General features: G+C 67.8%; 21 protein-coding genes. 15 read left to right on the plus strand and 6 right to left on the minus strand.

Annotated elements, in window-relative coordinates:
• Window positions 1-34: 34 nt before the first annotated feature.
• From ACOQOP_RS05880 to ACOQOP_RS05920, 9 genes are all read left to right on the plus strand, one after another.
• On the plus strand, window positions 35-1,180 hold the full coding sequence (locus tag ACOQOP_RS05880; RefSeq protein WP_420565393.1) for an ABC transporter ATP-binding protein: 1,146 nt from the start codon (window positions 35-37) through the stop codon (window positions 1,178-1,180).
• Window positions 1,181-1,314: 134 nt separating this feature from the next.
• A complete protein-coding gene (locus ACOQOP_RS05885) occupies window positions 1,315-1,551 on the plus strand; it encodes a twin-arginine translocase TatA/TatE family subunit (protein ID WP_420565394.1) in 237 nt (78 codons plus the stop codon).
• Window positions 1,552-1,616: 65 nt separating this feature from the next.
• The gene (tatB, locus tag ACOQOP_RS05890) at window positions 1,617-2,177 is read left to right on the plus strand and encodes a Sec-independent protein translocase protein TatB (protein WP_420565395.1); all 561 of its coding nucleotides are present in this window, start codon (window positions 1,617-1,619) and stop codon (window positions 2,175-2,177) included.
• 5 nt (window positions 2,178-2,182) lie between these two features.
• Window positions 2,183-3,007, plus strand: a complete 825-nt coding sequence (tatC, locus tag ACOQOP_RS05895) for a twin-arginine translocase subunit TatC (RefSeq protein ID WP_420565396.1) — start codon at window positions 2,183-2,185, stop codon at window positions 3,005-3,007.
• Between the two features lie 75 nt (window positions 3,008-3,082).
• Window positions 3,083-4,369 (plus strand): serine--tRNA ligase, encoded by a 1,287-nt coding sequence (gene serS, locus ACOQOP_RS05900; RefSeq protein ID WP_420565397.1) that lies wholly within the window; start codon window positions 3,083-3,085, stop codon window positions 4,367-4,369.
• A complete protein-coding gene (gene surE / locus ACOQOP_RS05905; RefSeq protein ID WP_420565398.1) occupies window positions 4,366-5,148 on the plus strand; it encodes a 5'/3'-nucleotidase SurE in 783 nt (260 codons plus the stop codon). The genes serS and surE overlap by 4 nt, the downstream gene beginning before the upstream one ends.
• A gap of 32 nt (window positions 5,149-5,180) precedes the next feature.
• Window positions 5,181-5,795: a protein-L-isoaspartate(D-aspartate) O-methyltransferase gene (locus ACOQOP_RS05910; protein ID WP_420566519.1), complete on the plus strand. Its 615-nt coding sequence runs from the start codon at window positions 5,181-5,183 to the stop codon at window positions 5,793-5,795.
• A 206-nt stretch (window positions 5,796-6,001) separates the two neighbouring features.
• Entirely contained in the window at window positions 6,002-7,090 is a 1,089-nt protein-coding gene (locus ACOQOP_RS05915; RefSeq protein ID WP_420565399.1) for a peptidoglycan DD-metalloendopeptidase family protein, read from the plus strand.
• A gap of 1 nt (window position 7,091) precedes the next feature.
• The gene (locus ACOQOP_RS05920) at window positions 7,092-8,507 is read left to right on the plus strand and encodes a pyridoxal phosphate-dependent decarboxylase family protein (RefSeq protein WP_420565400.1); all 1,416 of its coding nucleotides are present in this window, start codon (window positions 7,092-7,094) and stop codon (window positions 8,505-8,507) included.
• On the opposite strand, the gene ACOQOP_RS05925 is transcribed toward ACOQOP_RS05920, so the two are convergent.
• The 5 genes from ACOQOP_RS05925 to ACOQOP_RS05945 form a co-directional block, all read right to left on the minus strand.
• Window positions 8,501-9,277 carry a hypothetical protein gene (locus tag ACOQOP_RS05925; protein WP_420565401.1) on the minus strand — a complete coding sequence of 259 codons (777 nt, stop codon included), beginning with the start codon at window positions 9,275-9,277 and terminating at the stop codon, window positions 8,501-8,503. The two genes, ACOQOP_RS05920 and ACOQOP_RS05925, sit on opposite strands and share 7 nt — an antisense overlap.
• A gap of 87 nt (window positions 9,278-9,364) precedes the next feature.
• Complete coding sequence (locus ACOQOP_RS05930; RefSeq protein ID WP_420565402.1) at window positions 9,365-10,081, minus strand: LrgB family protein; 717 nt, start codon at window positions 10,079-10,081, stop codon at window positions 9,365-9,367.
• The gene (locus ACOQOP_RS05935) at window positions 10,078-10,440 is read right to left on the minus strand and encodes a CidA/LrgA family protein (RefSeq protein ID WP_420565403.1); all 363 of its coding nucleotides are present in this window, start codon (window positions 10,438-10,440) and stop codon (window positions 10,078-10,080) included. Before ACOQOP_RS05935 ends, ACOQOP_RS05930 begins: the two co-directional genes overlap by 4 nt.
• A 22-nt stretch (window positions 10,441-10,462) precedes the next feature.
• Window positions 10,463-11,323, minus strand: coding sequence for an ATP-binding protein (locus ACOQOP_RS05940; RefSeq protein ID WP_420565404.1), 861 nt, complete (start codon window positions 11,321-11,323; stop codon window positions 10,463-10,465).
• Window positions 11,324-11,520: 197 nt separating this feature from the next.
• On the minus strand, window positions 11,521-14,544 hold the full coding sequence (locus tag ACOQOP_RS05945; protein WP_420565405.1) for a DUF4347 domain-containing protein: 3,024 nt from the start codon (window positions 14,542-14,544) through the stop codon (window positions 11,521-11,523).
• A 458-nt stretch (window positions 14,545-15,002) separates the two neighbouring features.
• Here ACOQOP_RS05945 and yajC point away from each other — a divergent pair, with 458 nt between their 5' ends.
• The 6 genes from yajC to ACOQOP_RS05975 all read left to right on the plus strand — a co-directional run bounded on the left by yajC (window position 15,003) and on the right by ACOQOP_RS05975 (window position 20,648).
• Window positions 15,003-15,434, plus strand: a complete 432-nt coding sequence (yajC, locus tag ACOQOP_RS05950) for a preprotein translocase subunit YajC (RefSeq protein ID WP_420565406.1) — start codon at window positions 15,003-15,005, stop codon at window positions 15,432-15,434.
• Window positions 15,435-15,480: 46 nt separating this feature from the next.
• Window positions 15,481-17,022 carry a protein translocase subunit SecD gene (gene secD, locus ACOQOP_RS05955; protein WP_420565407.1) on the plus strand — a complete coding sequence of 514 codons (1,542 nt, stop codon included), beginning with the start codon at window positions 15,481-15,483 and terminating at the stop codon, window positions 17,020-17,022.
• Between the two features lie 13 nt (window positions 17,023-17,035).
• A complete protein-coding gene (gene secF / locus ACOQOP_RS05960; protein ID WP_420565408.1) occupies window positions 17,036-17,992 on the plus strand; it encodes a protein translocase subunit SecF in 957 nt (318 codons plus the stop codon).
• Between the two features lie 3 nt (window positions 17,993-17,995).
• Complete coding sequence (locus tag ACOQOP_RS05965) at window positions 17,996-18,385, plus strand: Mth938-like domain-containing protein (RefSeq protein WP_420565409.1); 390 nt, start codon at window positions 17,996-17,998, stop codon at window positions 18,383-18,385.
• Window positions 18,386-18,600: 215 nt separating this feature from the next.
• On the plus strand, window positions 18,601-19,782 hold the full coding sequence (locus ACOQOP_RS05970; protein WP_420565410.1) for a 2'-deoxycytidine 5'-triphosphate deaminase: 1,182 nt from the start codon (window positions 18,601-18,603) through the stop codon (window positions 19,780-19,782).
• A gap of 17 nt (window positions 19,783-19,799) precedes the next feature.
• Entirely contained in the window at window positions 19,800-20,648 is an 849-nt protein-coding gene (locus ACOQOP_RS05975) for a phytoene/squalene synthase family protein (protein ID WP_420565411.1), read from the plus strand.
• Window positions 20,649-20,815: 167 nt separating this feature from the next.
• Here the strand turns inward: ACOQOP_RS05975 and trmFO are convergent, their stop codons facing one another.
• Complete coding sequence (trmFO, locus tag ACOQOP_RS05980) at window positions 20,816-22,234, minus strand: methylenetetrahydrofolate--tRNA-(uracil(54)-C(5))-methyltransferase (FADH(2)-oxidizing) TrmFO (protein WP_420565412.1); 1,419 nt, start codon at window positions 22,232-22,234, stop codon at window positions 20,816-20,818.
• Window positions 22,235-22,351: the final 117 nt, after the last annotated feature.

The raw sequence follows: 22,351 nt of genomic DNA on the forward strand, positions 1-22,351 counted from the left end.
GTTCTCGCCCGGCGCGATGTGTATCTGACAGGCCATGACAGCCAGCACTCTTCAGCCGATCTCCCAGGCGGGCGCCCCGGATGCCGTCCCCCGGAGCCGCGTGCCGCCGGCGCTTGCCATGACCGGCATCCGCCATGCCTACGGGCCGGTCCAGGCGGTCGACGGGGTCGATGTGAGCGTCGCGCCGGGCGAGGTGGTCTGCCTACTCGGGCCGTCGGGCTGCGGCAAGACGACGATCCTGCGCCTTGCCGCCGGACTTGAGGACATCCAGGAGGGCGAGGTTGCCCTGGACGGCCAGCGGGTCGCCGGCGGCGGCGCGAACCTTGCCCCGGAGAAGCGCGGCGTCGGCCTGGTGTTCCAGGACTACGCCCTGTTCCCCCATCTCGATGTGCTGGGCAACGTCACCTTCGGCCTGACCGGCTGGCCCACCGGCGACCGGATCGCCCGCGGTGTGGAAGTGCTGGAGATGGTCGGGCTGGAGGATATGGCCAAGGCCTTTCCCCATGAACTCTCGGGCGGCCAGCAGCAGCGCGTGGCCCTCGCTCGGGCGCTGGCGCCGAAGCCGCGGGTTGTCCTGCTGGACGAGCCGTATTCCGGTCTGGACGCGCGGCTGCGCGACCGGGTGCGCGACGAGGTGCTGCATATCCTGAAATCCAGCGGTTCGGCGTGCCTGATGGTCACCCACGATTCCGAGGAGGCCATGTTCATGGCCGACCGGATCGCGGTCATGCGGGACGGCCGCATCGTCCAGCAGGGCAGTCCGGCCGAGCTGTACTGCGCCCCGGCCGACGCCTTCGTCGCCGCCTTCTTTGGCGAGGTGAACCTGATCGAGGGGCAGGTCGAGGGCGACAGCGTCAAGACCCTGGCCGGCACGGTCGCGGCCAACGGCCTCGCCGATGGAACGCCGGTGTCGGTCGTGATCCGACCCGAAGGGGTGCGCATCCAGATCCTGTCCGACGGCTTCACCCGCGATCCTTGCGGCGAGGTCGAGCAGGCGCGCCTGCTGGGGCGTACCAGCCTGATCCACCTGACCATGCGGGGCGACGGCGCGCGGCTGGGGGAGACCCTGCACCTGCATGCCCGGGTTCCGGGCGTGTTTCTGCCGCGTCCGGGAACCCGTGTACGCGTATCGGTGGATCCCGGTCAGACCTTTGTCTTTCCGGCCGGCGGCCCCAAATAAAGGAAAGGGTCGGAGTGCGTTGCCGCCCTTGGGGTTGGTCGTGTATGGTCCGCGCGAATTAATGGGCATGATCTGGCCGCAATCGACCGGTACGGTCGGAGAATCATCGCCCACTCGAATTTTGGGAGCGTTTCATGGGTAGCTTCAGCATCTGGCACTGGCTCGTCGTACTGGCCGTCGTGCTTCTGCTGTTCGGCGGCAAAGGCAAGATTTCCAGCCTGATGGGGGACTTCGGCAAGGGCCTGAAGAACTTCAAGCAGGGCATGAAGTCCGAGGACGACGAGGCCGCGCAGGCCAACAAGTCCGTCGCCGACGAGAGCGGCGAACAGCAGGACGTCAACAAGACCACCAATCAGACCGTCAAGAGCTGATCCCCGTTCGTGGCCGCGCCCTCGTGGCGCGGTCCCGGGCTTAAGCGGGCGCAGCGAGGGCCGCCATGTTCGACCTTGGATGGCAGGAATTTATCCTGATCGCCATCATTACCGTGATCGTGGTGGGTCCCAAGGATCTGCCGCGCGTGGTCCGTTCGATCAGCCAGTGGGTGCGCAAGGCGCGCTCGATGGCGCGTGAGTTCCAGAACAGCCTGGAAGAGGTCGCGCGCGAGGCGGAGCTCGAGGATGTGCGCCGGGAGGTCCAGTCGATCTCCAAGGACGGCATCGGCAAGAGCCTGGAGAAGCAGTTCGATCCCGACGGCTCGGTGCGCAGCACCGTCGAGGAGGCCCGCCAATCGGCCAATGCGGATGCCGAAGAGATCGAGGCGGATCTGAAGGCGCTCGACAGCGAGGCCAAGAGCGGGATGTCCAAATCGGCTCCCGTGACGCCCAGGGCGGCACCGGCGGTCGAGACCTCCGAGGATTATGCGGCCAAGTCGGTCGCGCCCCCGGCCCAGAAGACCGAGGCCGCGGCGGGAAAGACCACGCCGGCCCCCGCCACGTCCTCTGACGACAGCAAGACATCTCGGCCCACAGCCGACAGCGCCGCCTCCGGACAGGGCTGACCTCCATGGCCGACAGCACCAACGATCCCGACTCCGAACTCGAGGGCGGCAAGATGCCGCTGCTGGACCATCTGGTCGAGCTGCGGACCCGGCTGATCTACGCGGTCGCCGCCTTCGTGGTCTGCTTTTTCCTCGGCTACTACCTGGCCGAGCCGATCTTCCGCTTTCTGGTCGAGCCGCTGCACGAGATGTGGGCGGGCCAGGAGAACCGCCGGCTGATCTACACCGCCCTGCACGAGGCGTTCTTCACCTACATCAAGGTCGGCTTCTTCTTCGCCGCCTGTGTGTCCTTCCCGCTGGTGTCGATGCAGATCTGGCTGTTCATCGCGCCGGGGCTCTACAAGCACGAACGCAAGGCGCTGCTGCCGTTCCTGGTGGCGACGCCGGTGCTGTTCCTGCTCGGCGCGGCGATGGTCTATTACATCGTCATCCCGCTCGCCTGGCAGTTCTTCGCCAGCTTCGAGACCTCCGGCGTCGACGGCAACCTGGCCATGACCCTGGAGCCGAAGGTCGACCAGTACCTCTCGCTGGTCATGCGCCTGATCTTCGCCTTCGGCGTCGCCTTCGAACTGCCGGTGCTGCTGATCCTGCTGGCCAAGGTCGGCATCGTCAGCGCCCAGGGACTGCGGGATAAGCGCAAATACGCCATCGTCGTCGCCTTCGTGGCCGCCGCGATCCTCACCCCGCCTGACGTGATCAGCCAGGTGCTGCTCGCGGTGCCGATCATCCTGCTTTACGAGATCTCGATCTTCGTCGCGCAGTTCATCGAGAAGAAGCGCGAGGAAGAGGCTCAGGCCGCGGACAGCGATACCGACGGCACCACACCATAACCGCAAGGCTCTCTGGACCGGTTCGGGCGCCGTCGATATAACCGGCGGACCCGCAATCAGCCCGCAGAGCCGGTCATGCACGACATTCGCAGCATCCGCGACGACGCCGCCGCCTTCGACCAAGGACTAGCCCGACGGGGCGTGGCGCCGTCCTCCGAAGCCATTCTGGCCAAGGACGCGGAATGGCGATCCGTGACCACCGAGCTGCAGACCGCCCAGCAGCGCCGCAACGAGGCCTCCAAGCAGATCGGCATCGCCAAGCGCAATGGCGAGGACGCCGGTGCGCTGATGGCCGAGGTGGCAGAGCTGAAGGACCGCATGGCCCAGCTCGAGGAAGCCGAGCGTTCGCTGGCGGCCGAGGTCGAGACGATGCTGGCGACCCTGCCGAACATTCCGGCCGACGACGTGCCGGACGGACCGGACGAGAGCGCGAATGCCCTGGTCCGCACCGTAGGCGAGCCGCGCAGCTTCAATTTCCTGCCCAAGGACCACGTCGCCCTCGGCGAGGGGTTCGGCATGATGGATTTCGAGCTGGGCGCCAAGCTCGCCGGCTCCCGATTCGTGGTGCTGAAGAGCGATCTCGCCCGCCTGGAGCGCGCCGTCGCCTCCTTCATGCTCGACACCCATACCGGCGAGTTCGGCTATACCGAGGTGATCCCGCCCTACATGGTGCGCGACGCCGCGGTGTACGGCACCGGTCAGCTTCCGAAATTCGCCGAGGACCTGTTCCAGACCACCGACGGCCGCTGGCTGATTCCGACCGCCGAGGTGCCGCTGACCAACCTGGTCGCCGACAGCATCGTGGAGGAGGAGGAGCTGCCGCTGCGCTTCACCGCCTATACCCCATGCTTCCGCTTGGAGGCCGGTGCCGCCGGGCGCGATACCCGCGGCATGATCCGCCAGCACCAGTTCACCAAGGTCGAACTCGTCTCCATCGTCCACCCCGACAAGTCGGATGAGGAGTTGGAGCGCATGACCACCTGCGCCGAGACCATCCTGCAGAAGCTCGGCCTGGCCTATCGCGTGATGAAGCTGTCGGCCGGCGACATGGGCTTCGCTGCCCGCCGCACCTATGACCTGGAGGTCTGGCTGCCGGGGCAGGACGAGGGGAAGGGGCAGTATCGCGAGATCTCCTCCTGCTCGACCTGCGGCCCGTTCCAGGCCCGGCGCATGAAGGGCCGGTTCAAGGCCAAGGGCGAGAAGAAGACCGACTTCGTCCACACCCTGAACGGCTCCGGCCTCGCCATCGGCCGCACCATGATCGCCATCCTGGAGACCTATCAGGAGCAGGACGGGTCGGTGACCATTCCCGAGGTGCTGCGGCCGTATTTCGGGCGCGACCGGATCGAGCGGGCGGCATGACCCATCGCCCGGTCGAGCTCGACGGCGCGCGGATTCTCGTCACCAACGACGACGGGGTGAACGCCGACGGCATCGCGGTGCTGACCCGCATCGCGCGCACCTTCTCCGACGATGTCTGGGTGGTGGCGCCGGAGACCAACCAGAGCGGCACCGGCCATTCCCTGACCCTGCTGCGGCCCCTGCGGCTGCGGCAGCTCGAGGACAAGCGCTTCGCCGTCGACGGCACGCCGACCGACTGCGTGCTGCTCGCGATCCACGAGGTGCTGAAGGACCGCAAGCCGACCCTGGTGCTCTCCGGGGTGAACCAGGGCTACAATCTCGGCGAGGACGTGCGGTATTCCGGCACGATCTCGGCGGCGATGGAGGGCATGGTTCTGGGCATTCCGGCGATCGCGTTCAGTCAGTTCGTGCCGCCGGACGGCAAGGCCCCGTGGGGTACCGCGGAGACCCATGCGCCGGACCTGATCCGCCGGCTCTGCGCCGGAGGCTGGCCGGCCGACACGGTGATCAGCGTCAATTTCCCGCCCTGCGGGCCCGAGGCGGTCACCGGCATTCGGGCGACCCGCCAGGGCCGCCAGAAGACCGGGGACGAGGTGGTGCGGGGTACCGATCCGCGCGGCCGTCCCTATTTCTGGGTCGGGGCCATGCTCAAGGCCCGGGATGCCGAGCCCGGTACCGACATCGCCGCGGTGCGCGACAATGCCATCTCGGTGACGCCGGTGGCGCTCGATGCGACGGACGGACCGACCTTGGAGGAGCTGAAAGGGGCGTTCGCGTGAGCCACGACAAGGCCCGCAAGATACGGCTCATCATGGGGCTGCGGCGCGGCGGCATCACCGACGCCCGGGTGCTGGGCGCGCTCGAGCGCGTGCCGCGCGAGCTATTCGTCGACCCTGCCTTCCTCGACCAGGCCTGGGAGGACCGGGCCCTGCCGATCGCCCAGGGCCAGACCATCAGCCAGCCTTTCGTCGTCGCCTACATGACCCAGGCCCTGGAACTGACCGACCGCACCAAGGTGCTGGAGATCGGCACCGGCTCCGGCTACCAGGCCGCCGTGCTGTCCAAGGTGGCCCGCCGGGTCTACACCGTCGAGCGGCACAAGGAACTGATGTCCACCGCCGAGGCGCGCTTCGCCGAGATGAAGCTGCACAACCTACACACCCGGGTCGGCGACGGCTGGAAAGGCTGGCCGGAGCAGGCGCCGTTCGAGGCGATCATCGTCACCGCCGCCGCCTCCAAGGTGCCGGACGCGCTGCTGGAGCAGCTTGGCGAGGGCGGGCGGCTGGTCATCCCGGTCGGCCGCTCCTCCGACGTGCAGAAGCTGATCCGCTACCGCCGCACCGCCGACGGCATCATCGAGGAACCGCTGCTCGACGTGCGTTTCGTGCCGCTGGTGCCCGGAGAGGTGCGGTCGATCGCCGGGTGAGGGCGGACGCGCCCGAGTCGGGAACCCGCCATCACCTTGAGCGTTAGAATGTTCCGAAAGTAACTGGATTTCATTGAATAATTTGGCATTTGAGGGCATAAGGACGCTGTGTCACGATTATCGTCCTTTGCGCCGGTGCCGATGGGGGTGACGTGAAGCAGGCCGTTCTCATCGCGGTAGCCGCTCTGCTCCTGGCCGGATGCGCCATGAGCTCGACCCCGCTCGCCCTCAATGCGCCCCGCCAGTCCTCCTCCGCCGCCAGCGTGCCGGCCGACGGCATCGTGGTCGTGCGGCCCGGCGACAATGTCTACCAGATCTCCCAGCGCTACGGCGTCACCCCGCGGGCGATCATCGACGCCAACGGTCTGCGCCCGCCCTACCTGCTGCGCCCGGGCGACCAGATTCGCCTGCCGGCCAGCGCGGTGCATGTGGTGCGTTCCGGCGACACCGTGTCGGAGATTGCCGAGCGCTACGGGGTCTCGACGCGCTCGCTCATCGTCGCCAACAACCTGAGGCCGCCTTACACGATAAGGGTTGGCGAGCAGCTCCGGCTGCCCACGGGCTCCGGTGCGCCGAGCGGCGGCGACAGCACGATGGTCGCCGCGCGTCAGCCCAAGGCGGCCCCGCAGCCTCCCGTCAGCACCAGCGACGTCCCGGCGCCCGGCACCGACCGCAGCAAGCCCTGGAGCGGTGGCGGACAGCTTCACTTCCCGGTCCCCGGTGGCGGCACGCAGAACACCCAGGTCGCCGCCGCACCGGGCACGCCGGTGCCGCAACCGCGCCCCGGCACGTCCACTCCGTCGGCGTCCCCCACCCAGACCGTGGCCGCGACCCGGACCCTGACGCCGACCGAGACCCGCGCGGTGCTGCTGACACCGCCGCCCAAGACCGGCCGCGGCTTCACCTGGCCGGTCAAGGGCCGGGTGATCTCCGGCTTCGGCCCACGCGAGGGCGGGCTGCACAATGACGGGATCAACATCCTGGCCCCGGCAGGCTCCGAGGTGCGGGCGGCGGAGAACGGGATCGTGGTCTATGCCGGCAACGAGTTGCGCGGCTTCGGCAACCTTCTGCTGGTCAAGCATGACGACGGCTACACCACGGCCTATGCCCATGCCGATCAATTGCTCGTGGGGCGCGGCGACCAGGTCCAGCGCGGCCAGGTGATCGCCACGGTCGGCCAGACCGGCAACGTCTCCCAGCCGCAGCTTCATTTCGAGATCCGCAAGGGGCCGCGCCCCGTGGATCCGAGCAAGCAGCTCCCGCCGGCCCAGATCTCCATGCTGGAAACGGACTGACATGACGCCCGAGGAGTTCCGCCGCCACGCCCACAGCATGGTCGACTGGATGGCGGACTTCCTGGAGGGGGTGGAGCAGTATCCCGTCCGCGCCCAGACCCGCCCCGGTGAGATCGCGGCCAGGCTGCCCGACGGCCCGCCGGACCAGGGCGAGGCGATGGAGACGATCTTCGCCGACTTCCAGCGCGACGTGCTGCCCGGCGTCACCCACTGGCAGCACCCGCGCTTCTTCGCCTATTTCCCGGCCAATTCCAGTCCGCCCTCAGTGCTGGCGGAGATGCTGACCGCCACGCTGGGCGCCCAGTGCATGCTGTGGCAGACCAGCCCGGCGGCGACCGAGATGGAGACCAAGGTCCTCGACTGGCTGCGCCAGATGGTCGGCATGCCGGAGGGCTTCACCGGGGTGATCCAGGATAGCGCCTCCAGCGCTATTCTGGCCGCCATCCTGACCGCGCGGGAGAAGGCGACCGGCTGGGGCGTGAACGCCGAGGGGCTGAAGGCGCATCCGCCCATGGCGGTCTACACCTCCGAGCAGACCCATTCGGCGACCGAGAAGAACGTGAAGATCGCCGGCCTGGGCCTGACGGGCTTCCGCAAGATCCCGGTGGATGAGGCTTTCCGCCTGCGGGTCGACGCCCTGGAGGCGGCGATAGAGGCCGACATCGCCGCGGGAATCCACCCCGCCTGCGTGGTGGCGTCGGTCGGTGGCACCGGGGTGGGGGCGGTCGACCCGTTGCGGGCGATCGGCGGCCTGTGCGGGCGTCACGACATCTTTCTCCATGTCGACGCCGCCTGGGCCGGCAGCGCGCTGGTCTGCCCGGAACACCGCTGGATGTTCGACGGGATCGAGCTGGCCGACAGCGTGGTCTTCAACCCGCATAAATGGCTGCTGACCAATTTCGACTGCTCGGCCCATTACGTGAAGGATCCGGACGCCCTGATCCGCACCTTCTCGATCCTGCCGGAATTCCTGAAGAGCCGCGAGGCCGACGCGGTCATCGACTACCGCGACTGGGGCGTGCCGCTGGGTCGCCGCTTCCGGGCCCTGAAACTCTGGTTCGTGATCCGCAGCTACGGGGTGGAGGGGCTGCGGGCCATCATCCGCGAGCATGTGCGCCTGGGCCGCCTGTTCGCCGAGTGGGTGGAGGCGGATCCGGATTTCGAGATCATGGCGCCGCCGGTGCTGTCGCTGATCAATTTCCGCTACCACCCGCGCGGGGTGGACGACGCGGCCGCGCTCGACCGGCTGAACGAGGCGCTGCTGCACCGGATCAACGACGACGGGCGCATCTATCTCACCCAGAACCGGGTGAACGGTCGCTACGTCATCCGCATGTCCATCGGCCAGACCCGCACCGAACAGCGCCATGTCGAGGAAGGCTGGGCGGTGATCCGGGAGTTGGCGTCCGCTCAGTAGTCCCGGGACCAGTGCATCATCGGCGGTGGCGGGAGGTCCGGGCCGTACAGGCTCCACTCGGCTTCCACCACCGGGGCGGTCACGCCGCCATAGGCCGCTAGTGCCCGGTCGACGATCTCGGGCTTGTACGGGGTCTGCGCCACGTTCAGCACGTTGCTCGCAGGGGTCCACTCGAAGGCGAAATGGCCCAATGACGTAACCTGTCCCGCCGGGACCGTGATGATCCAGGCTTGGTTCTCGACGCCGCGCGGCCCGTTCTTGACCTGGAACCGCTCGCCCTCGGTGACCGTCACGCGCTCCGACCGCCAGCCGCCGTACCTGCCGCCGTGGAACCAGTAGGGGTGCGGGCTGTAGCGGTAGTCGTGGTAGCCGAAACCGCTGCCGTAGGAGGGGCGGTATTCCTGGCTCTTGCCGGTGACGATGGCGGCCTCGCTGATCAGGTAACGGCCCGGGGAGACGAGCAGGACCGTCGCCGCATCCTCATTGGAGACCTTGAAGCGGATCGGGGTCTCGCGCTCGCTCGATGTCAGCAGGTGGTCGCTGCCATCGGCAAGGCGCGTGAAGGTGAGGGTACCGTCGCGCTGTCCGGCGCTGATCCCGACCAGGACCAGGGCACGGGGGTCGCCGGGACCGAAGGCGATCTCCTGTGGGGCCACCGCCTGCCGCCCGGCACAGCCGCCGAGCACGAGGACGAGGGCCAGCAGCGCGGCGATGAATGCGGGTCGCCCGGCTTGCGGTGCGGATCGGCGCGCGACGGGAAAGGGCGCCATGGGGACTTCTCCTGGTCGGGGGCAGACGACGGTTAACGCGCCAGCACGCGGTTTCCGTCGCCCGATTTCCTTTTGCCTATATGGGGATCAGAACAACCATGCCCAGAGCAGGGGCAAGAGGATCGCCGTGGCCAGGGCGTTCAGCCCCATGGCGAGCCCGGCGAAGGCGCCGGCCACCTCGTTGACCTGCATGGCCCGGGCGGTGCCGATCCCGTGGCCGCCGACCCCGATCGCCAGACCCCGGGCGCGCCAGTCGCGGATCCGCAGCAGGTTGAGCAGCAGCGGTCCCAGGGTGGCGCCGAGTACGCCGGTCAGGATCACCAGCACGGCGGTCAGCGACGGCAGGCCGCCCAGCTTCTCCGAGATGCCCATGGCGATCGGCGTCGTCACCGATTTCGGCGCGATCGAGGCCACGACCTCGGGGCTGGCGCCCAGCGTCCATGCGATCACCGCCGCACTGCCGGCGGCCGAGAGCGACCCAAGGAGCAGCGCGCTCAACAGCGACACCATCGAGCGCCGTACCCGCTCGATCTGGTTATACAGCGGGATGGCGAGCGCCACGGTCGCCGGCCCAAGCAGGAAATGGACGAACTGGGCGCCCTCGAAATAGGTCGCGTAATCGGTGTCGGTGACCAGGAGCACGGTGACCAGGATCAGCACGGCGATCAGCACCGGGTTCAGCAGCGGATGCAGATTGAACCGCCGGTAGAGCCGCGCGCCGATCAGGTAGGCGACCAGGGTCAGGGTCAGGTGGAGGAGGGGGCTGGACGAAAGATAGACCCAGATCGTGCCGAGATCGCTCATGGCGCATCGCCCCCTTTCCGCCCGGCCAGCTTCTCGAAGCCGACCATGGCGAGTGCCGTGACGGCGACCGCGACCAGGGTGCTCAGCACCAGGGAGACGCCGATCGGCAGCAATGCGTCGCGGATCAGGGCCACGTGCAGCAGCACGCCGGTGCCGGCGGGCACGAACAGCAGGGAGAGGTTGGACAGCAGGCCGCTCGCGGTCTGCTGCAGCGGAGCGGGGACGCCGCGGCGGATGCACAGGCCGATGAACAGCAGGACCATGCCCACGACCGGACCGGGCACCGGAATGGCGAAATAGGCGACGATCACCTCGCCGACGAGCTGGCATGCGAGCAGGAGGGTCAGGCTTTCGAGCATGGTCCCTCCGTCCAGATCGCCGTTACGCGACCTTCTTGCCGAACTCGCCGGCCAGGTCCTGGATGAACTGCCAGGCCACGCGGCCGGAACGCGAGCCGCGGGTGACCGACCATTCGCGCGCCCGGGCGATCAGCTCGTCGCCGCTCACCGGGATGTCGTAGGCCGCCACATAGCCCTCGATCATGGCGAAATAGGTATCCTGGTCGCAGGTGTGGAACCCGAGCCACAGGCCGAAGCGGTCGGACAGGGAGACCTTCTCCTCCACCGCCTCGGACGGGTTGATCGCCGTGGAGCGCTCGTTCTCGATCATGTCGCGGGCCATCAGGTGGCGGCGGTTCGAGGTGGCGTAGAACAGCACGTTGTCCGGCCGACCCTCGATGCCGCCGTCCAGCACGGCCTTCAGCGACTTGTAGGCGTTGTCCTGATGGTCGAAGGACAGGTCGTCGCAGAACACGATGGCCCGGCGGTCGCCGTCGCGCAGCACGTTCAGCAGGCGCGGCAGGCTCTCCATGTCCTCGCGGTGCATCTCCACGAGGGCCAGCGCACCCGGGGTCTCGGCGTTGATCTCGGCATGGATCGCCTTGACCAGGGACGACTTGCCCATGCCGCGGGCACCCCAGAGCAGGGCGTTGTTGGCCGGGAAGCCGCGGGCGAAGCGCTGGGTGTTCTCCAGCAGGGTCTTGCGCTGCAGCTCGACGCCCTTGAGCAGGTTCATGTCGACCCGGTTGATCTTCTTGACCGGGTCGAGGCGGCCGTGTTCGGCGTTCCAGATGAAGCCGTCGGCGGCATGAATGTCGCTCGGCACCGAGGGCGGCGGGGCGAGGCGGTCCAGCGCGTCGGCGATGCGGGTCAGCAGGGCGTGGGTGTCGGCGTCAAGGCTCATCGGTCGCGGTCCGGGTTGTGAAGGCCAGGGCGGCACCGATCGCGGCGCCAGACGTGTCCGCATCGTCACCGAAGGCGGTGCCGTGGCGCGGCCGGACGGGCCGGCGGTCGCGCGCGCGGAGGCGGCGGACGTTACCGAGGCAGAAACCCCGGGTCAATTCGCCTATTCACCTCCGCGCACGGGGTGTTCCCGGGGCGTCAGAAGAAGCCGAACCAACTCTCCTGTAGCTGGTCGGCCTGGATCCCGACGAGACGGATGTAATAGTCGCCGCCGAGATTGATTTCCGTATTACCGTCCACGGTCGTCGCGTTGGCCAGGATCTCCTCGAACGTGTCGATGTCCGAGCCGTTGGCGTTCGCCTCGATCTGGATCTGATCGCCGGAAATGCCGTCGAAATCGAGCAGGACGTCGTAGCCGTTATTCTCCTCGATCACGAACTTGTCGGCACCGTCGCCGCCGTAGAGGTAGTCGACGCCTTCGCCGCCATAGAGGCTGTCGTCCCCGGCGCCGCCCGACAGCGTGTCGGCATCGACCAGCGTGCTGGCCTTACCGCCGTAGAGGGCGTCGTTGCCGTCGCCGCCGACGATGCTGTCCTCGCCGGCGCCACCGTACAGCCCGTCGGAATCCGCCCCACCATAGAGGCTGTCGTTGCCGAAGTTGCCGTACAGAATGTCCGATGCGGCGTTGCCGTTGACCACATCGCTGTCCTGGCCGCCGTACAGGGTGTCGTTGTCCTGGCCGCCGAACAGGGTGTCCGAGGATTGGTTGCCGTACAGCACGTCAGCGGCCGCGTTGCCATAGACCAGATCGGTTCCGCCGCCGCCGAAGGCAGTATCGTTATCGGCGCCGAGGGTCAGGTTCTGCATGTTCTCGTCGCCGGTCAGGAAGTTGCTTCCCAGCCCGCCTGCGACCGTCGCGGTTCCGATGACCGAGGCGAACTCGATATTGTCCAGATGGACGGTCGAGGCGGTTGGCAGGGAGCGCATGTCGACGACGAAGGCTTCCGTCTGGCCGGCTCCGGCCGTGCCGGTCAGGAAGATCGGCGTGACCAGGGACGCATCCGTCGTCGTCGGCACGATGGTCCGCACATCCAGCGTCGTGGTCTCGGCCAGGGTGGTCAGATAGCTGCGCGCGTGAGACACGAGCACGGACCCGTCCGGAGCCTCACGCGACTCGATGGACTGGGTCAGCGTGTTCAGGGCGGTGCTGCCGCTCTGAGCGGTGGCCGGCCCCTCCGAGGTGAGCGAGGTATTCCGGGGCAGTGTGGCCGTCACCACGTTGCCGTTGTTGGCGGTATTCTGCAGCAACGCCGTCGAGGCGCCCGTACTGCCGGTGTTGCTGAGGTTCGTGGCCTGGACCGTCGTCGAAAAGCTTGGCGTGGTCGGCGTGGTCGGCGTCACCACGATCGTGTTGGTCTCGCCGGAACTTCCGCCCCCCGAACTGCCGCCGCCCGACCCGCCGCCGGACGGGGCGGCTGCGGTGTAGCTGATGGTCGTGTTGGTTCCGTTATAGGTGGCGTTGAACGTGCCGGTGCTGGCCGTGATGCCGGTCAGGGTGAGTTCCTGCCCGCCGGTCAGCGTGATCGTCCCCGACGTGGTGGTGCTGTTCAGGGACGAAAGATCCGCGTTCTTGACGATGATCTGATCGCCCGTGGAGAAGTCGTCGATCGTATCTCCATTGAAATCGCTCTCGGAACCAATGAAGACATCGGCGTCCGCGCCGCCGACGAGCACGTCGGTATCCGCCCCACCGCTGAGCGTATCGGCCCCGGCTCCGCCCGAGAGAGTGTCGGCCTGGGCCATGCCGAGCAGCATGTCGGCGCCTTCACCGCCCCGGATGATGTCGGTTCCGCTGCCGCCCGAATGGGTGTCATTGCCAGCACCACCGGAGAGCGTATCCGCGCCGTCTCCCCCGGAGACCGTATCGTTGCCGAGGCCGCCGGACAGGTGATCGTCACCCTTCTGTCCCCAGATCCAGTCGTTTCCCGCACCGCCGCGGGCAATGTCGTTGCCGCTGCTGCTGATCAGAGTGTCGTTGCCGGAACCGCCCGAGAGAAGGTCGTCGCCGTCTCCGCCGGACACGCCGTCATTGCCGTCCCCTCCATGGAGGGTGTCGTTGTCGTCCATGCCGTACAGGAAATCGTTGTCGGCACCGCCATGGATGGTGTCGCTTCCGGCGCCGCCGGAGAGTGTGTCGTTGCCGGCTCCGCCCGAAATCAGGTCGTCGCCAGCACGGGCGGAGACCGTGTCGTTGGCTGCGCCGGCCTCGATCGTGTCCGCCAGCGCACTGCCGGTGATTGTGTCGCGGCCGCTTCCAGATTTGATGACAAAGTGGCCGTCGGCTTCCGCCTGGCCGTTCCAGAGCATGTTGGCGGTCAACGTGCTCGCATCGACGGTCAGCGTCCGACCGGCCCCGACCGTGGCATCGTTGGTAACGATGTTCTGGCTGCCGCTGGTGATGGTCACCTGTTCGACATTGACGACCGTCGTCGCGCCCAGGGTGACGGTATGGCTTGCCGAAATGGTGATGGTGTCGTTGCCGTCGCCCCCATCCAGGACGTCCGACGCATTCAGACTGTTCGACAGCGAGGCGACGAACTCATCGTCGCCCGCGCCGGGGTTCAACGTGTCGTCTCCGGCGGTCAGGGTGACCTGGGCCAGCAGGCCGTGCCAGGCGGACCGAGAGGCCGGGGAAAAGGCGGCTGGAACCGGGTTGGAGGGGGGGGCGAAGCGGGACCAGTCGCCCCCGAGATCGGCCGATCCGACCGGGCCATCGGCCGTGGTCACGGGTGCGGCAAGCCGCGCCGACAGCAGGTCTGTCAGCGCGCGGCCTTCCGCTCCAGCGCCCACGGAGCAGCCATAGATCAGGACGGCGGCTGTTGGGGCCAGGGCGCGGGCGATCGTCCGGATGTCGGTGGACCAGGCGTCCAGCGAGTCCGTGTCGATCCGCTCCCCGGCCAGATGCAGCGCGCCAGGCGCGCCATGCGCCAGCACGTGCAGACCCGACAGATCCGCGTCTCTGTTCGCCAGGTGGCGGGCGATCTGGCCGAGCGCGTCACCGGCCGGGCTCAGATACAGAGTCTCGACCCCCTGACGGATACCGGCGAGCAGCGCGCCGACATTTTCGACTCCCGGGTCGACCACCAGCAGCTCGGGCGACCAGGAGGAGGGGACAAGCGGGCCCGCGCCCTTCTCGACGCGGGGCGTCTCAGTCGATTGCATTCTGCTTATTCCTTCGTACGGATCTGTGCGGTTGACGCGCGTTGTGTCGGATACCTGATAAATTTTTCATTAATCAGATACAAGTGACCTTCGCGCTTATGAGCACTAGCGTAACTGTCTGAACAAAAGCCTAATTTTTCTCGAGGAGAGTATAAATTTTTTAGGGGAATATCTGCCCTTAGGGCTGTGCGATAAGTCGAAGTCGCGGGACCCATTCACCTTTGCCGCTTGGTTCGAGGCGTAGCCGGAGGGTTTGGCGGCGGCGAACTCTGCCTCAGGTCGATCGGCCGGACTCTGCGACCGTTCGAGCAGCGGACAGAAGCGGGTTCCGTTCAGTCCCGCGCCCGACGCCGCCGCGTCGTTGCATTTCATGCCTCCGTCAGTATAGTCCGGCCACTTCGCGCCCCCATATATGGCGGGATTAACGAGAGCGGATGCGGTCCGCGGGAGATTTTCGCATGCTCATTTCGACAGCCCACGCGCAGTCACTCGGTGGCGGTGGCGGCGATTTCCTGGTCCAGCTTCTGCCGCTGGTGCTGATCTTCGTCGTCTTCTACTTCCTGCTGATCCGTCCGCAGCAGAAGCGGATGAAGCAGCACAAGGAAATGCTGGCGAACGTGCGCCGGGGCGACCGGATCGTCGGCAATGGCGGCCTGATGGGCACGGTGACCAAGGTCAGCGACGAGGACGACACCCTGACCGTGGAGATCGCCGAGGGCGTGCGGGTGCAGATGCTGCGCTCCATGCTGGCGGAGGTGCGCGGCAAGGGTGAGCCGGTGAGCAAGCCGCCGAAGAAGAAGGCCGGCAAGACCGAGACCGCTCCGGCCGACGATGCCGCCGAGGCCGAGCCTGCGCCGGCCGCCGATGGGGAAAAGACGGACAAGACCTGATCCGCGCATCGCCTGATCAAGCCCGAGCCCCGCGGAGACCCTGCCCATGATGCAGTTCGATACCTGGAAGACGATCCTTGTGGCGTTCGTCTGCCTGGCGGGGGTCGCGTATGCCGCCCCGAACCTGATGGAGAAGGGCATCGGCGACGACCTGCCGATGGGCGTGCCGGGCAAGCAGATCAGCCTCGGGCTCGATCTCCAGGGCGGGTCCTACCTGCTGCTGGAGGTTGAGGCCGACGTGGTCGTCCAGGAGCGGCTGGAAGCCATCGTCGATGGCGCCCGCCGCGCCCTGCGCGAGGCCCGGATCGGCTATATCGGCCTCGGGGTCGAGGGCGGTTCGGCCGGGTTCACCCTGCGCGAGGCCTCCGATCTGGAGCGTGCCCGGGAGATCGCCGCCGAGCTGGACAGCGACGCCACGGTCTCCGTCGAGGGCAACCGGGTGTCCCTGACCATGGGCGAGGAGGCGATCCGGCAGATCAAGATCAATGCCGTCCAGCAGTCGATCGAGATCGTCCGCCGCCGCGTCGACGAGACCGGCACCCGCGAGCCGCTGATCCAGCGCCAGGGCATCGACCGAATCCTGATCCAGCTTCCGGGCATCGACGATCCGCAGCGGATCAAGGAGCTGATCGGCCAGACCGCCAAGCTGACCTTCCACCTGGTCGCCGTCGGGGCCGATGCGGACCGTCCGCCGCCGGGCGCGCGCACCCTGCCGATGCTCGAAGGCGGCGACATCGTGATCGAGCGCCGGGTCATGGTGAGCGGCGAGAACCTCGTCGACGCCCAGCCGTCCTTCGACCAGACCAGCCAGCCGGTCGTCACCATCCGATTCGACAGCGCCGGCGGTCAGCGTTTCGGCCGGGCGACCTCGGAGAATGTGGGCAAGCCGTTCGCCATCGTGCTCGACGGCAAGGTGATCTCGGCACCGGTGATCCGCGAACCGATTCTCGGTGGCTCGGCCCAGATCAGCGGCCGGTTCACCGTTCAGGAAGCCCAGGACCTCGCCCTGCTGCTGCGCGCCGGTGCCCTGCCAGCGCCGCTGACGGTGCTGGAGGAACGCTCCGTCGGTCCGGGCCTGGGGGCGGATTCCATCGCCGCCGGTGAGATCGCCGCGGTCATCGGCATGGTCCTGGTCGTCGGCTTCATGATCCTGTCCTACGGCCTGTTCGGGATCTTCGCCAACATCGCCTTGTTCGTGAACATCGTCCTGATCCTGGGCGCGCTCTCGGCGCTGCAGGCGACGCTCACGCTGCCGGGGATCGCCGGCATCGTGCTGACCATTGGCATGGCGGTCGATGCCAACGTGCTGATCTTCGAGCGGGTGCGCGACGAGATGGCGGCCGGACGCTCGCCGATCAACGCGCTCGACGCTGGCTACAGCCGAGCCCTGACCACCATCATCGACAGCAACCTGACGACACTGTTCGCCGCGATCTTCCTGTTCGCGCTCGGGTCGGGGCCGGTGAAGGGCTTCGCCGTCACGCTCGGCATCGGCATCCTGACGTCGATGTTCACCGCCATCATGGTCACCCGGATGTTCGTCGCGATCTGGGCGCGCCGCCGCCGGCCCGCCAGCCTGCCGATCTGAGGGGAGAGAAGACATGAAGCCGCTCCGCCTCGTTCCGAGTGAGACCAAGGTCCCGTTCGTCAAATACCGCCTGATCGCCTTCGCGTTCTCGGCCTTCCTGGTGCTCGGTTCGATCGCCGCCGTGCTCGGCATCGGTCTGAACTTCGGCATCGACTTCAAGGGCGGCACCTTGATCGAGGTGCAGACGACCGAGCCTGCCGACATCGCCCAGATGCGCTCTGACCTGAGCGCCCTCGGCCTCGGCGAGGTCAGCCTTCAGGAGTTCGGGTCCGAGCGCGACGTCCTGATCCGCATCCAGCGTCAGGAGGGCGAGGAGGCCGAGCAGATCAAGGCGATCGAGATCGTCCGCCAGGCCCTGCCGTCGGATGTGGAATTCCGCCGGACCGAGTTCGTCGGCCCGACCGTCGGTCAGGAACTGATCGAGGCCGGGATCCTGGCCGTCGGCCTCGCCCTGCTGTCGATCCTGATCTACATCTGGTTCCGCTTCGAGTGGCAGTTCGGCGTCGGAGCCATCGTCGCGCTGAGCCACGACATCATTTCCACCCTTGGCCTGTTCGCGATCATCCAGCACGAGTTCAACCTGGCGACCGTCGCCGCCGTGCTGACCATCGCCGGTTACTCGATCAACGACACCGTGGTCGTCTATGACCGGGTGCGCGAGAACCTGCGGCGCTACAAGACCATGCCGCTGGCCGAGCTGTTCTCGCTCTCGATCAACGATACCCTCTCGCGCACGACGATGACCTCGCTGACCACGCTGCTGGCGCTGGTTGCGATCTACTTCTTCGGTGGCGCCGTGCTGGCCGATTTTGCCCTGGCGATGATCTGGGGCATCGTGGTCGGTACCTATTCCTCCATCTTCATCGCCGTGCCGCTACTGCTTTATACCGGCCTGCGGCGGGGTGACGACGATACCGGCGACGAGAGCATGGTGCCGGAATACGAACGGACGGCAAAGAACGGGAGCTAGTCCATGGTCGACATCACGCCGATGGTCGCCCAAGGCGTGCAGATCATCCACGGCTACGGCGACGGCAAGTTCCGGATCGGAGAGGTCAGCCATACCGGCCCGGTCATCGTGCGCCCGGAGAACACCCAGCCCTGGGACGTCGATATCGAGGCCGCCCTGGCCGAACTGAACCTGGACAGCCTCGGTCCGGTCCTGGAGGCCGAGAACCGTTTCGACATCCTGCTGATCGGGACCGGCACGAAGCAGGTTTTCCTGCCGCCGGCCAAACGCCGCCAGATCCGCGAGAAGGGACCCGTGGCGGAAGTCATGGACACCGGTGCCGCGTGTCGCACGTTCAACCTGCTGCTGGCCGAGGGCCGGCGGGTCGCGGCGGCGCTGCTGCCGGTTGAGTGACGGACCCACGGGTCGGCCATTCACATAGGCGATGGCGCTGATGTCTGTGGATAGCGGGGACAACCCGCCGATTCCCCGTGCGCCCAGGCGGTTAAGACGCGTGCTCCTCGGGACGGAAGCGGGCATGGGTTGGGCATCGAATGCGTTTTTGTCCCTGGCCACGGCGGCGCTAGGATGACCGACTGCCATACGGGCGGACGACGAGGGTTTCCGTGATGAACTTCGATACTCCGAGCGACCTGATCCAGTCCGGCGACGGCGCGCGCGGGCAATGGGCCAAGCCGACCACCGGTGTCCTGCCGTATCAGGAGATCGAGCGCATGATCGCGGACGGCCAGATCAAGGGCGCGGTCGCCGTCGACCCGTCGCAGATCCAGCCGGCCAGCCTCGACCTCCGCCTCGGTCCCAAGGCGTATCGGGTACGCGCCAGCTTCCTGCCGGGGCAGGGCGGCACGGTGATGGAGAAGATCGACCAGCTCGACGGCCGTCCGGAACTCGACCTGACCGGCGGGGCGGCGCTGGAGCGCGGCTGCGTCTATGTGATCGAGCTGCTGGAGAGCCTGAACCTGCCCCATGACGTGGAGGCGCTGGCCAACCCGAAGAGCTCCACCGGCCGTCTCGACATCCTGACCCGCCTGATCACCGACGGCGGCACCGCCTTCGACCGGATCGACAAGGGGTACAAGGGCAAGCTGTTCCTGGAGGTGGTGCCGCTGTCGTTCAGCGTGGTGGTCAGCCAGGGCTCGCGCCTGAACCAGCTCCGCTTCCAGCGCGGCGCCAGCACGTTGTCGGCCAAGGAGGTGCGGGAGCGCCATGCGCTCGGCCATTTCGCCAAGGTGGCCGAGGGCGACACTCTGATCCCGCCGCGCGACACGCTGGTACCCTTCTCCATCGACCTGCAGGGGGCCGGGCAGGGGGCCATCGTCGGCTACAAGGCCCGCAAGAACGCCCGCAAGATCGACGTGGACCGCCCGCGCGCCTATCCGGTGGCGGAGTTCTGGGAGCCGCTCTACTGGGACCAGGGCCGGCTGATCCTGGAGAAGGACGAGTTCTACATCCTCGCCACCCGCGAGGAGGTGGCGGTGCCGCCGGACCTCGCCGCCGAGATGCTGCCCTTCGACAGCCAGTCGGGCGAGTTCAGGGTGCACTACGCCGGGTTCTTCGATCCGGGCTTCGGCTGGGTCGACGGCCGGGCCCAGGGCAGCCGGGCGGTGCTGGAGGTGCGGTCCTATGGCGTGCCCTTCACCCTGGAGCACGGGCAGATCGTCGGCTGGCTCGACTACCGGCGGATCGCCAACGGCCAGACCGACATGGTCTATGGCGAGGCCATCAAGTCGAACTACCAGGGCCAGGGCATCGCGCTCGCCAAGCACTTCATTCCCGAAACCGGCGGCTGAGCCGGTCGGCCGGGCCGATGATCGACGAGACCCTTGCCGTCCACACCGCCGCTTGCGCCGAGATCGTGCGGCGCCATGACCGCGAGCGCTATCTGGTGTCGATCTTCGCCGCACCGGACCTGCGCGACGGCCTGTTCGCCGTGCTCGCCGCCAATCACGAGATCGCCAAGACCGCCGAGGTGGTCAGCGAGCCGACCATCGGGATGATCCGGTTGCAGTGGTGGCGCGAAGCCTTCGAGGGCATCGAGGCGGGCACGCCGCGTGCCCATGAGGTCGTGCTGCCGCTGGCCCGGCTCGCCGACCGCCATCCGGACGTGCTCGACGACCTGCGCCGAGTGGTCGATGCCCGCGAGGCCGATCTGTCCGGCGACCCGGCCGCCGACCTGGATGCCCTGGAGCGCTACGCCGGGGCCACGGGCGGCGACGTGACCGTCGCGATGGCCCGGGTCCTCGGCGCCGATACGGCCATGGCCCGGGAGCTTGGGACGGCCTGGGCGATGATCGGGCTGGTGCGGGCCCTGCCCACGCTGATGTCGGGCGGCCGGGCACCGCTACCCGCGTCACTACTTGAAGAAACCGGGATAACACTATCGCGGATAAAGGATATGCCGGCATCGGTCGATCTGGCGCCGCTCTGTCGGCCGATCCTGGAGCGGGGCCGCGCGAAGCTACAAGCGGCCCGGTCGGACCCCGCACTACGCCACCGGTCGGCCCGGGTCCTGCGGCTTCTGGCGGCACGCGCGCAGGACCTGTCGGCGACCCTGGCCCGCGCCGGCGACGATCCCCGGTCGCCCGCCGTGACGGACATCCCCGCAAGCCTCGCCTGGCGCCACGCGGTGCGCTCGGCGTGGTTCCGGTTGGGGTAAGGCAGGCAGCAGACCAGCCCACAGCCCGCCCGTCTTCCCGGCCTTGCGCCGGGATCCAGGAAAGGAGCCGCTGCGACTTTCGGGGAAGCGTTCGAAGCTCCCTCGAGCGGCATCCTGGGCCCCGGCGCAAGGCCCGGGAGACGCGCCGGGGGACGGGGAAGCGTCTGCTACTCTGCCGCCGCTTCCGCCGGGCGACCGAGCCAGGCGTCGAGATCCGCAAGCGCCCGTTCGGCCAGCGCCTTGCGGCGGTCGGTGCCCTTCAGCTTTCGGCGCTTACCGTTGGCGGTGATCTGCTCCTCCGGCGGGGGGAACAGGCCGAAATTCACGTTCATCGGCTGGAAGGTCTCGGCATTCGCCCCGCCGGTGATATGGCCGATCAGCGCGCCGAAGGCGGTCGTGGCCGGCGGCACGTCGGGCGTTCGGCCCAGCCGCTCGGCGGCGGCGAAGCGGCCGGCCATCAGGCCGATCGCCGAGCTCTCCACATAGCCTTCAACCCCGGTGATCTGCCCCGCGAACCGCAGGCGCGGGTCCGCCTTCAGCCGCAGGGTGCCGTCCAGCAGGCTGGGCGAGTGGATGAAGGTGTTGCGGTGCAGCCCGCCCAGCCGGGCGAACTCGGCGTTCTGCAGGCCGGGGATCATGCGGAAGATCCGGGTCTGCTCGCCGTAGCGCAGCTTGGTCTGGAAGCCGACGATGTTGTAGAGCGTGCCGAGCGCATTGTCCTGGCGCAGCTGGACCACCGCATGGGGCCGCCGTCCGGTGCGCGGATCGGTCAGGCCCACCGGCTTCATCGGGCCGAAACGCAGGGTCTCCGGGCCGCGCGAGGCCATGATCTCGATCGGCATGCAGCCCTCGAAATAGGGGGTGCTCTCCTCCCATTCCTTGAAGTCCATCTTGTCGCCGTCGAGCAGCGCCTGGACGAAGGCGGTGTACTCCTCCTCATTCATCGGACAGTTCACGTAATCCGCCCCGGAGCCGCCCGGACCCGGCTTGTCGTAGCGCGACTGGAACCAGGCGGTGTCGAAGTCGATGCTCTCGGCATGGACGATCGGCGCGATGGCGTCGAAGAACGCGAGGCTGTCTGCGCCGGTCAGCTCGCGGATCGCCTCGGCCAGCGGGTCGGAGGTCAGCGGGCCGGTGGCCACGATCACGCTGTCCCAGTCCTTGGGCGGCAGGCCGGCAATCTCGCCGCGCTCGATCGTGATCAGCGGATTTGCTTCCAGGCGTTCCTGCACGGCGGCGGAGAAGCCGACCCGGTCGACCGCCAGGGCCGAGCCCGCCGGGACCTGATGGGCATCGGCCGCCGCCATGATGATCGAGTCGCAGCGCCGCATCTCCTCGTGCAGCACGCCGACCGCATTCGCGGTGTGGTCGTCGGAGCGGAACGAGTTGGAGCAGACCAGTTCGGCGAGCTGCTCGGTCTGGTGCGCGGCCGTCCCGCGGGTCGGGCGCATCTCGTGCAGCACCACCGGAATGCCGGCGCGGGCGAGCTGCCAGGCGGCTTCGCTGCCGGCGAGACCGCCGCCGACGATATGGACGGGAGCGGTGGAAGCGGCGCCGCCGGAGCCGGGCGTTAAGGGAATAGACATCATTTCCTCGCAGTCTGTGCGGGAGATAACCTCCGCCCGGCGACGGCGCAAGGGCGGGTCTGCGACCAGATATCGTGGTTTCGCCTAAAATCGCGGCGAAATTTCCGGTAGTGTACC

It is taken from the genome of Thalassobaculum sp., from assembly GCF_965223715.1.
Classification (GTDB): Bacteria; Pseudomonadota; Alphaproteobacteria; order Thalassobaculales; family Thalassobaculaceae; genus Thalassobaculum.

Excerpts from the sequence above, each read along its gene's own strand:
- ACOQOP_RS05925 (WP_420565401.1), bottom strand. The coding sequence starts at position 9,277 with ATGGCGCCCTTTCCCGTCGCGCGCCGATCCGCACCGCAAGCCGGGCGA.
- ACOQOP_RS05965 (WP_420565409.1), top strand. The coding sequence starts at position 17,996 with ATGGTCGACATCACGCCGATGGTCGCCCAAGGCGTGCAGATCATCCAC.
- ACOQOP_RS05920 (WP_420565400.1), top strand. The coding sequence starts at position 7,092 with ATGACGCCCGAGGAGTTCCGCCGCCACGCCCACAGCATGGTCGACTGG.
- ACOQOP_RS05915 (WP_420565399.1), top strand. The coding sequence starts at position 6,002 with ATGAGCTCGACCCCGCTCGCCCTCAATGCGCCCCGCCAGTCCTCCTCC.
- ACOQOP_RS05970 (WP_420565410.1), top strand. The coding sequence starts at position 18,601 with ATGAACTTCGATACTCCGAGCGACCTGATCCAGTCCGGCGACGGCGCG.
- ACOQOP_RS05945 (WP_420565405.1), bottom strand. The coding sequence starts at position 14,544 with ATGCAATCGACTGAGACGCCCCGCGTCGAGAAGGGCGCGGGCCCGCTT.
- ACOQOP_RS05935 (WP_420565403.1), bottom strand. The coding sequence starts at position 10,440 with ATGCTCGAAAGCCTGACCCTCCTGCTCGCATGCCAGCTCGTCGGCGAG.
- secF (WP_420565408.1), top strand. The coding sequence starts at position 17,036 with ATGAAGCCGCTCCGCCTCGTTCCGAGTGAGACCAAGGTCCCGTTCGTC.
- ACOQOP_RS05885 (WP_420565394.1), top strand. The coding sequence starts at position 1,315 with ATGGGTAGCTTCAGCATCTGGCACTGGCTCGTCGTACTGGCCGTCGTG.
- ACOQOP_RS05975 (WP_420565411.1), top strand. The coding sequence starts at position 19,800 with ATGATCGACGAGACCCTTGCCGTCCACACCGCCGCTTGCGCCGAGATC.
- ACOQOP_RS05910 (WP_420566519.1), top strand. The coding sequence starts at position 5,181 with ATGGGGCTGCGGCGCGGCGGCATCACCGACGCCCGGGTGCTGGGCGCG.
- ACOQOP_RS05930 (WP_420565402.1), bottom strand. The coding sequence starts at position 10,081 with ATGAGCGATCTCGGCACGATCTGGGTCTATCTTTCGTCCAGCCCCCTC.
- secD (WP_420565407.1), top strand. The coding sequence starts at position 15,481 with ATGATGCAGTTCGATACCTGGAAGACGATCCTTGTGGCGTTCGTCTGC.
- tatC (WP_420565396.1), top strand. The coding sequence starts at position 2,183 with ATGGCCGACAGCACCAACGATCCCGACTCCGAACTCGAGGGCGGCAAG.
- yajC (WP_420565406.1), top strand. The coding sequence starts at position 15,003 with ATGCTCATTTCGACAGCCCACGCGCAGTCACTCGGTGGCGGTGGCGGC.
- tatB (WP_420565395.1), top strand. The coding sequence starts at position 1,617 with ATGTTCGACCTTGGATGGCAGGAATTTATCCTGATCGCCATCATTACC.
- ACOQOP_RS05940 (WP_420565404.1), bottom strand. The coding sequence starts at position 11,323 with ATGAGCCTTGACGCCGACACCCACGCCCTGCTGACCCGCATCGCCGAC.
- serS (WP_420565397.1), top strand. The coding sequence starts at position 3,083 with ATGCACGACATTCGCAGCATCCGCGACGACGCCGCCGCCTTCGACCAA.
- surE (WP_420565398.1), top strand. The coding sequence starts at position 4,366 with ATGACCCATCGCCCGGTCGAGCTCGACGGCGCGCGGATTCTCGTCACC.
- trmFO (WP_420565412.1), bottom strand. The coding sequence starts at position 22,234 with ATGTCTATTCCCTTAACGCCCGGCTCCGGCGGCGCCGCTTCCACCGCT.
- ACOQOP_RS05880 (WP_420565393.1), top strand. The coding sequence starts at position 35 with ATGACAGCCAGCACTCTTCAGCCGATCTCCCAGGCGGGCGCCCCGGAT.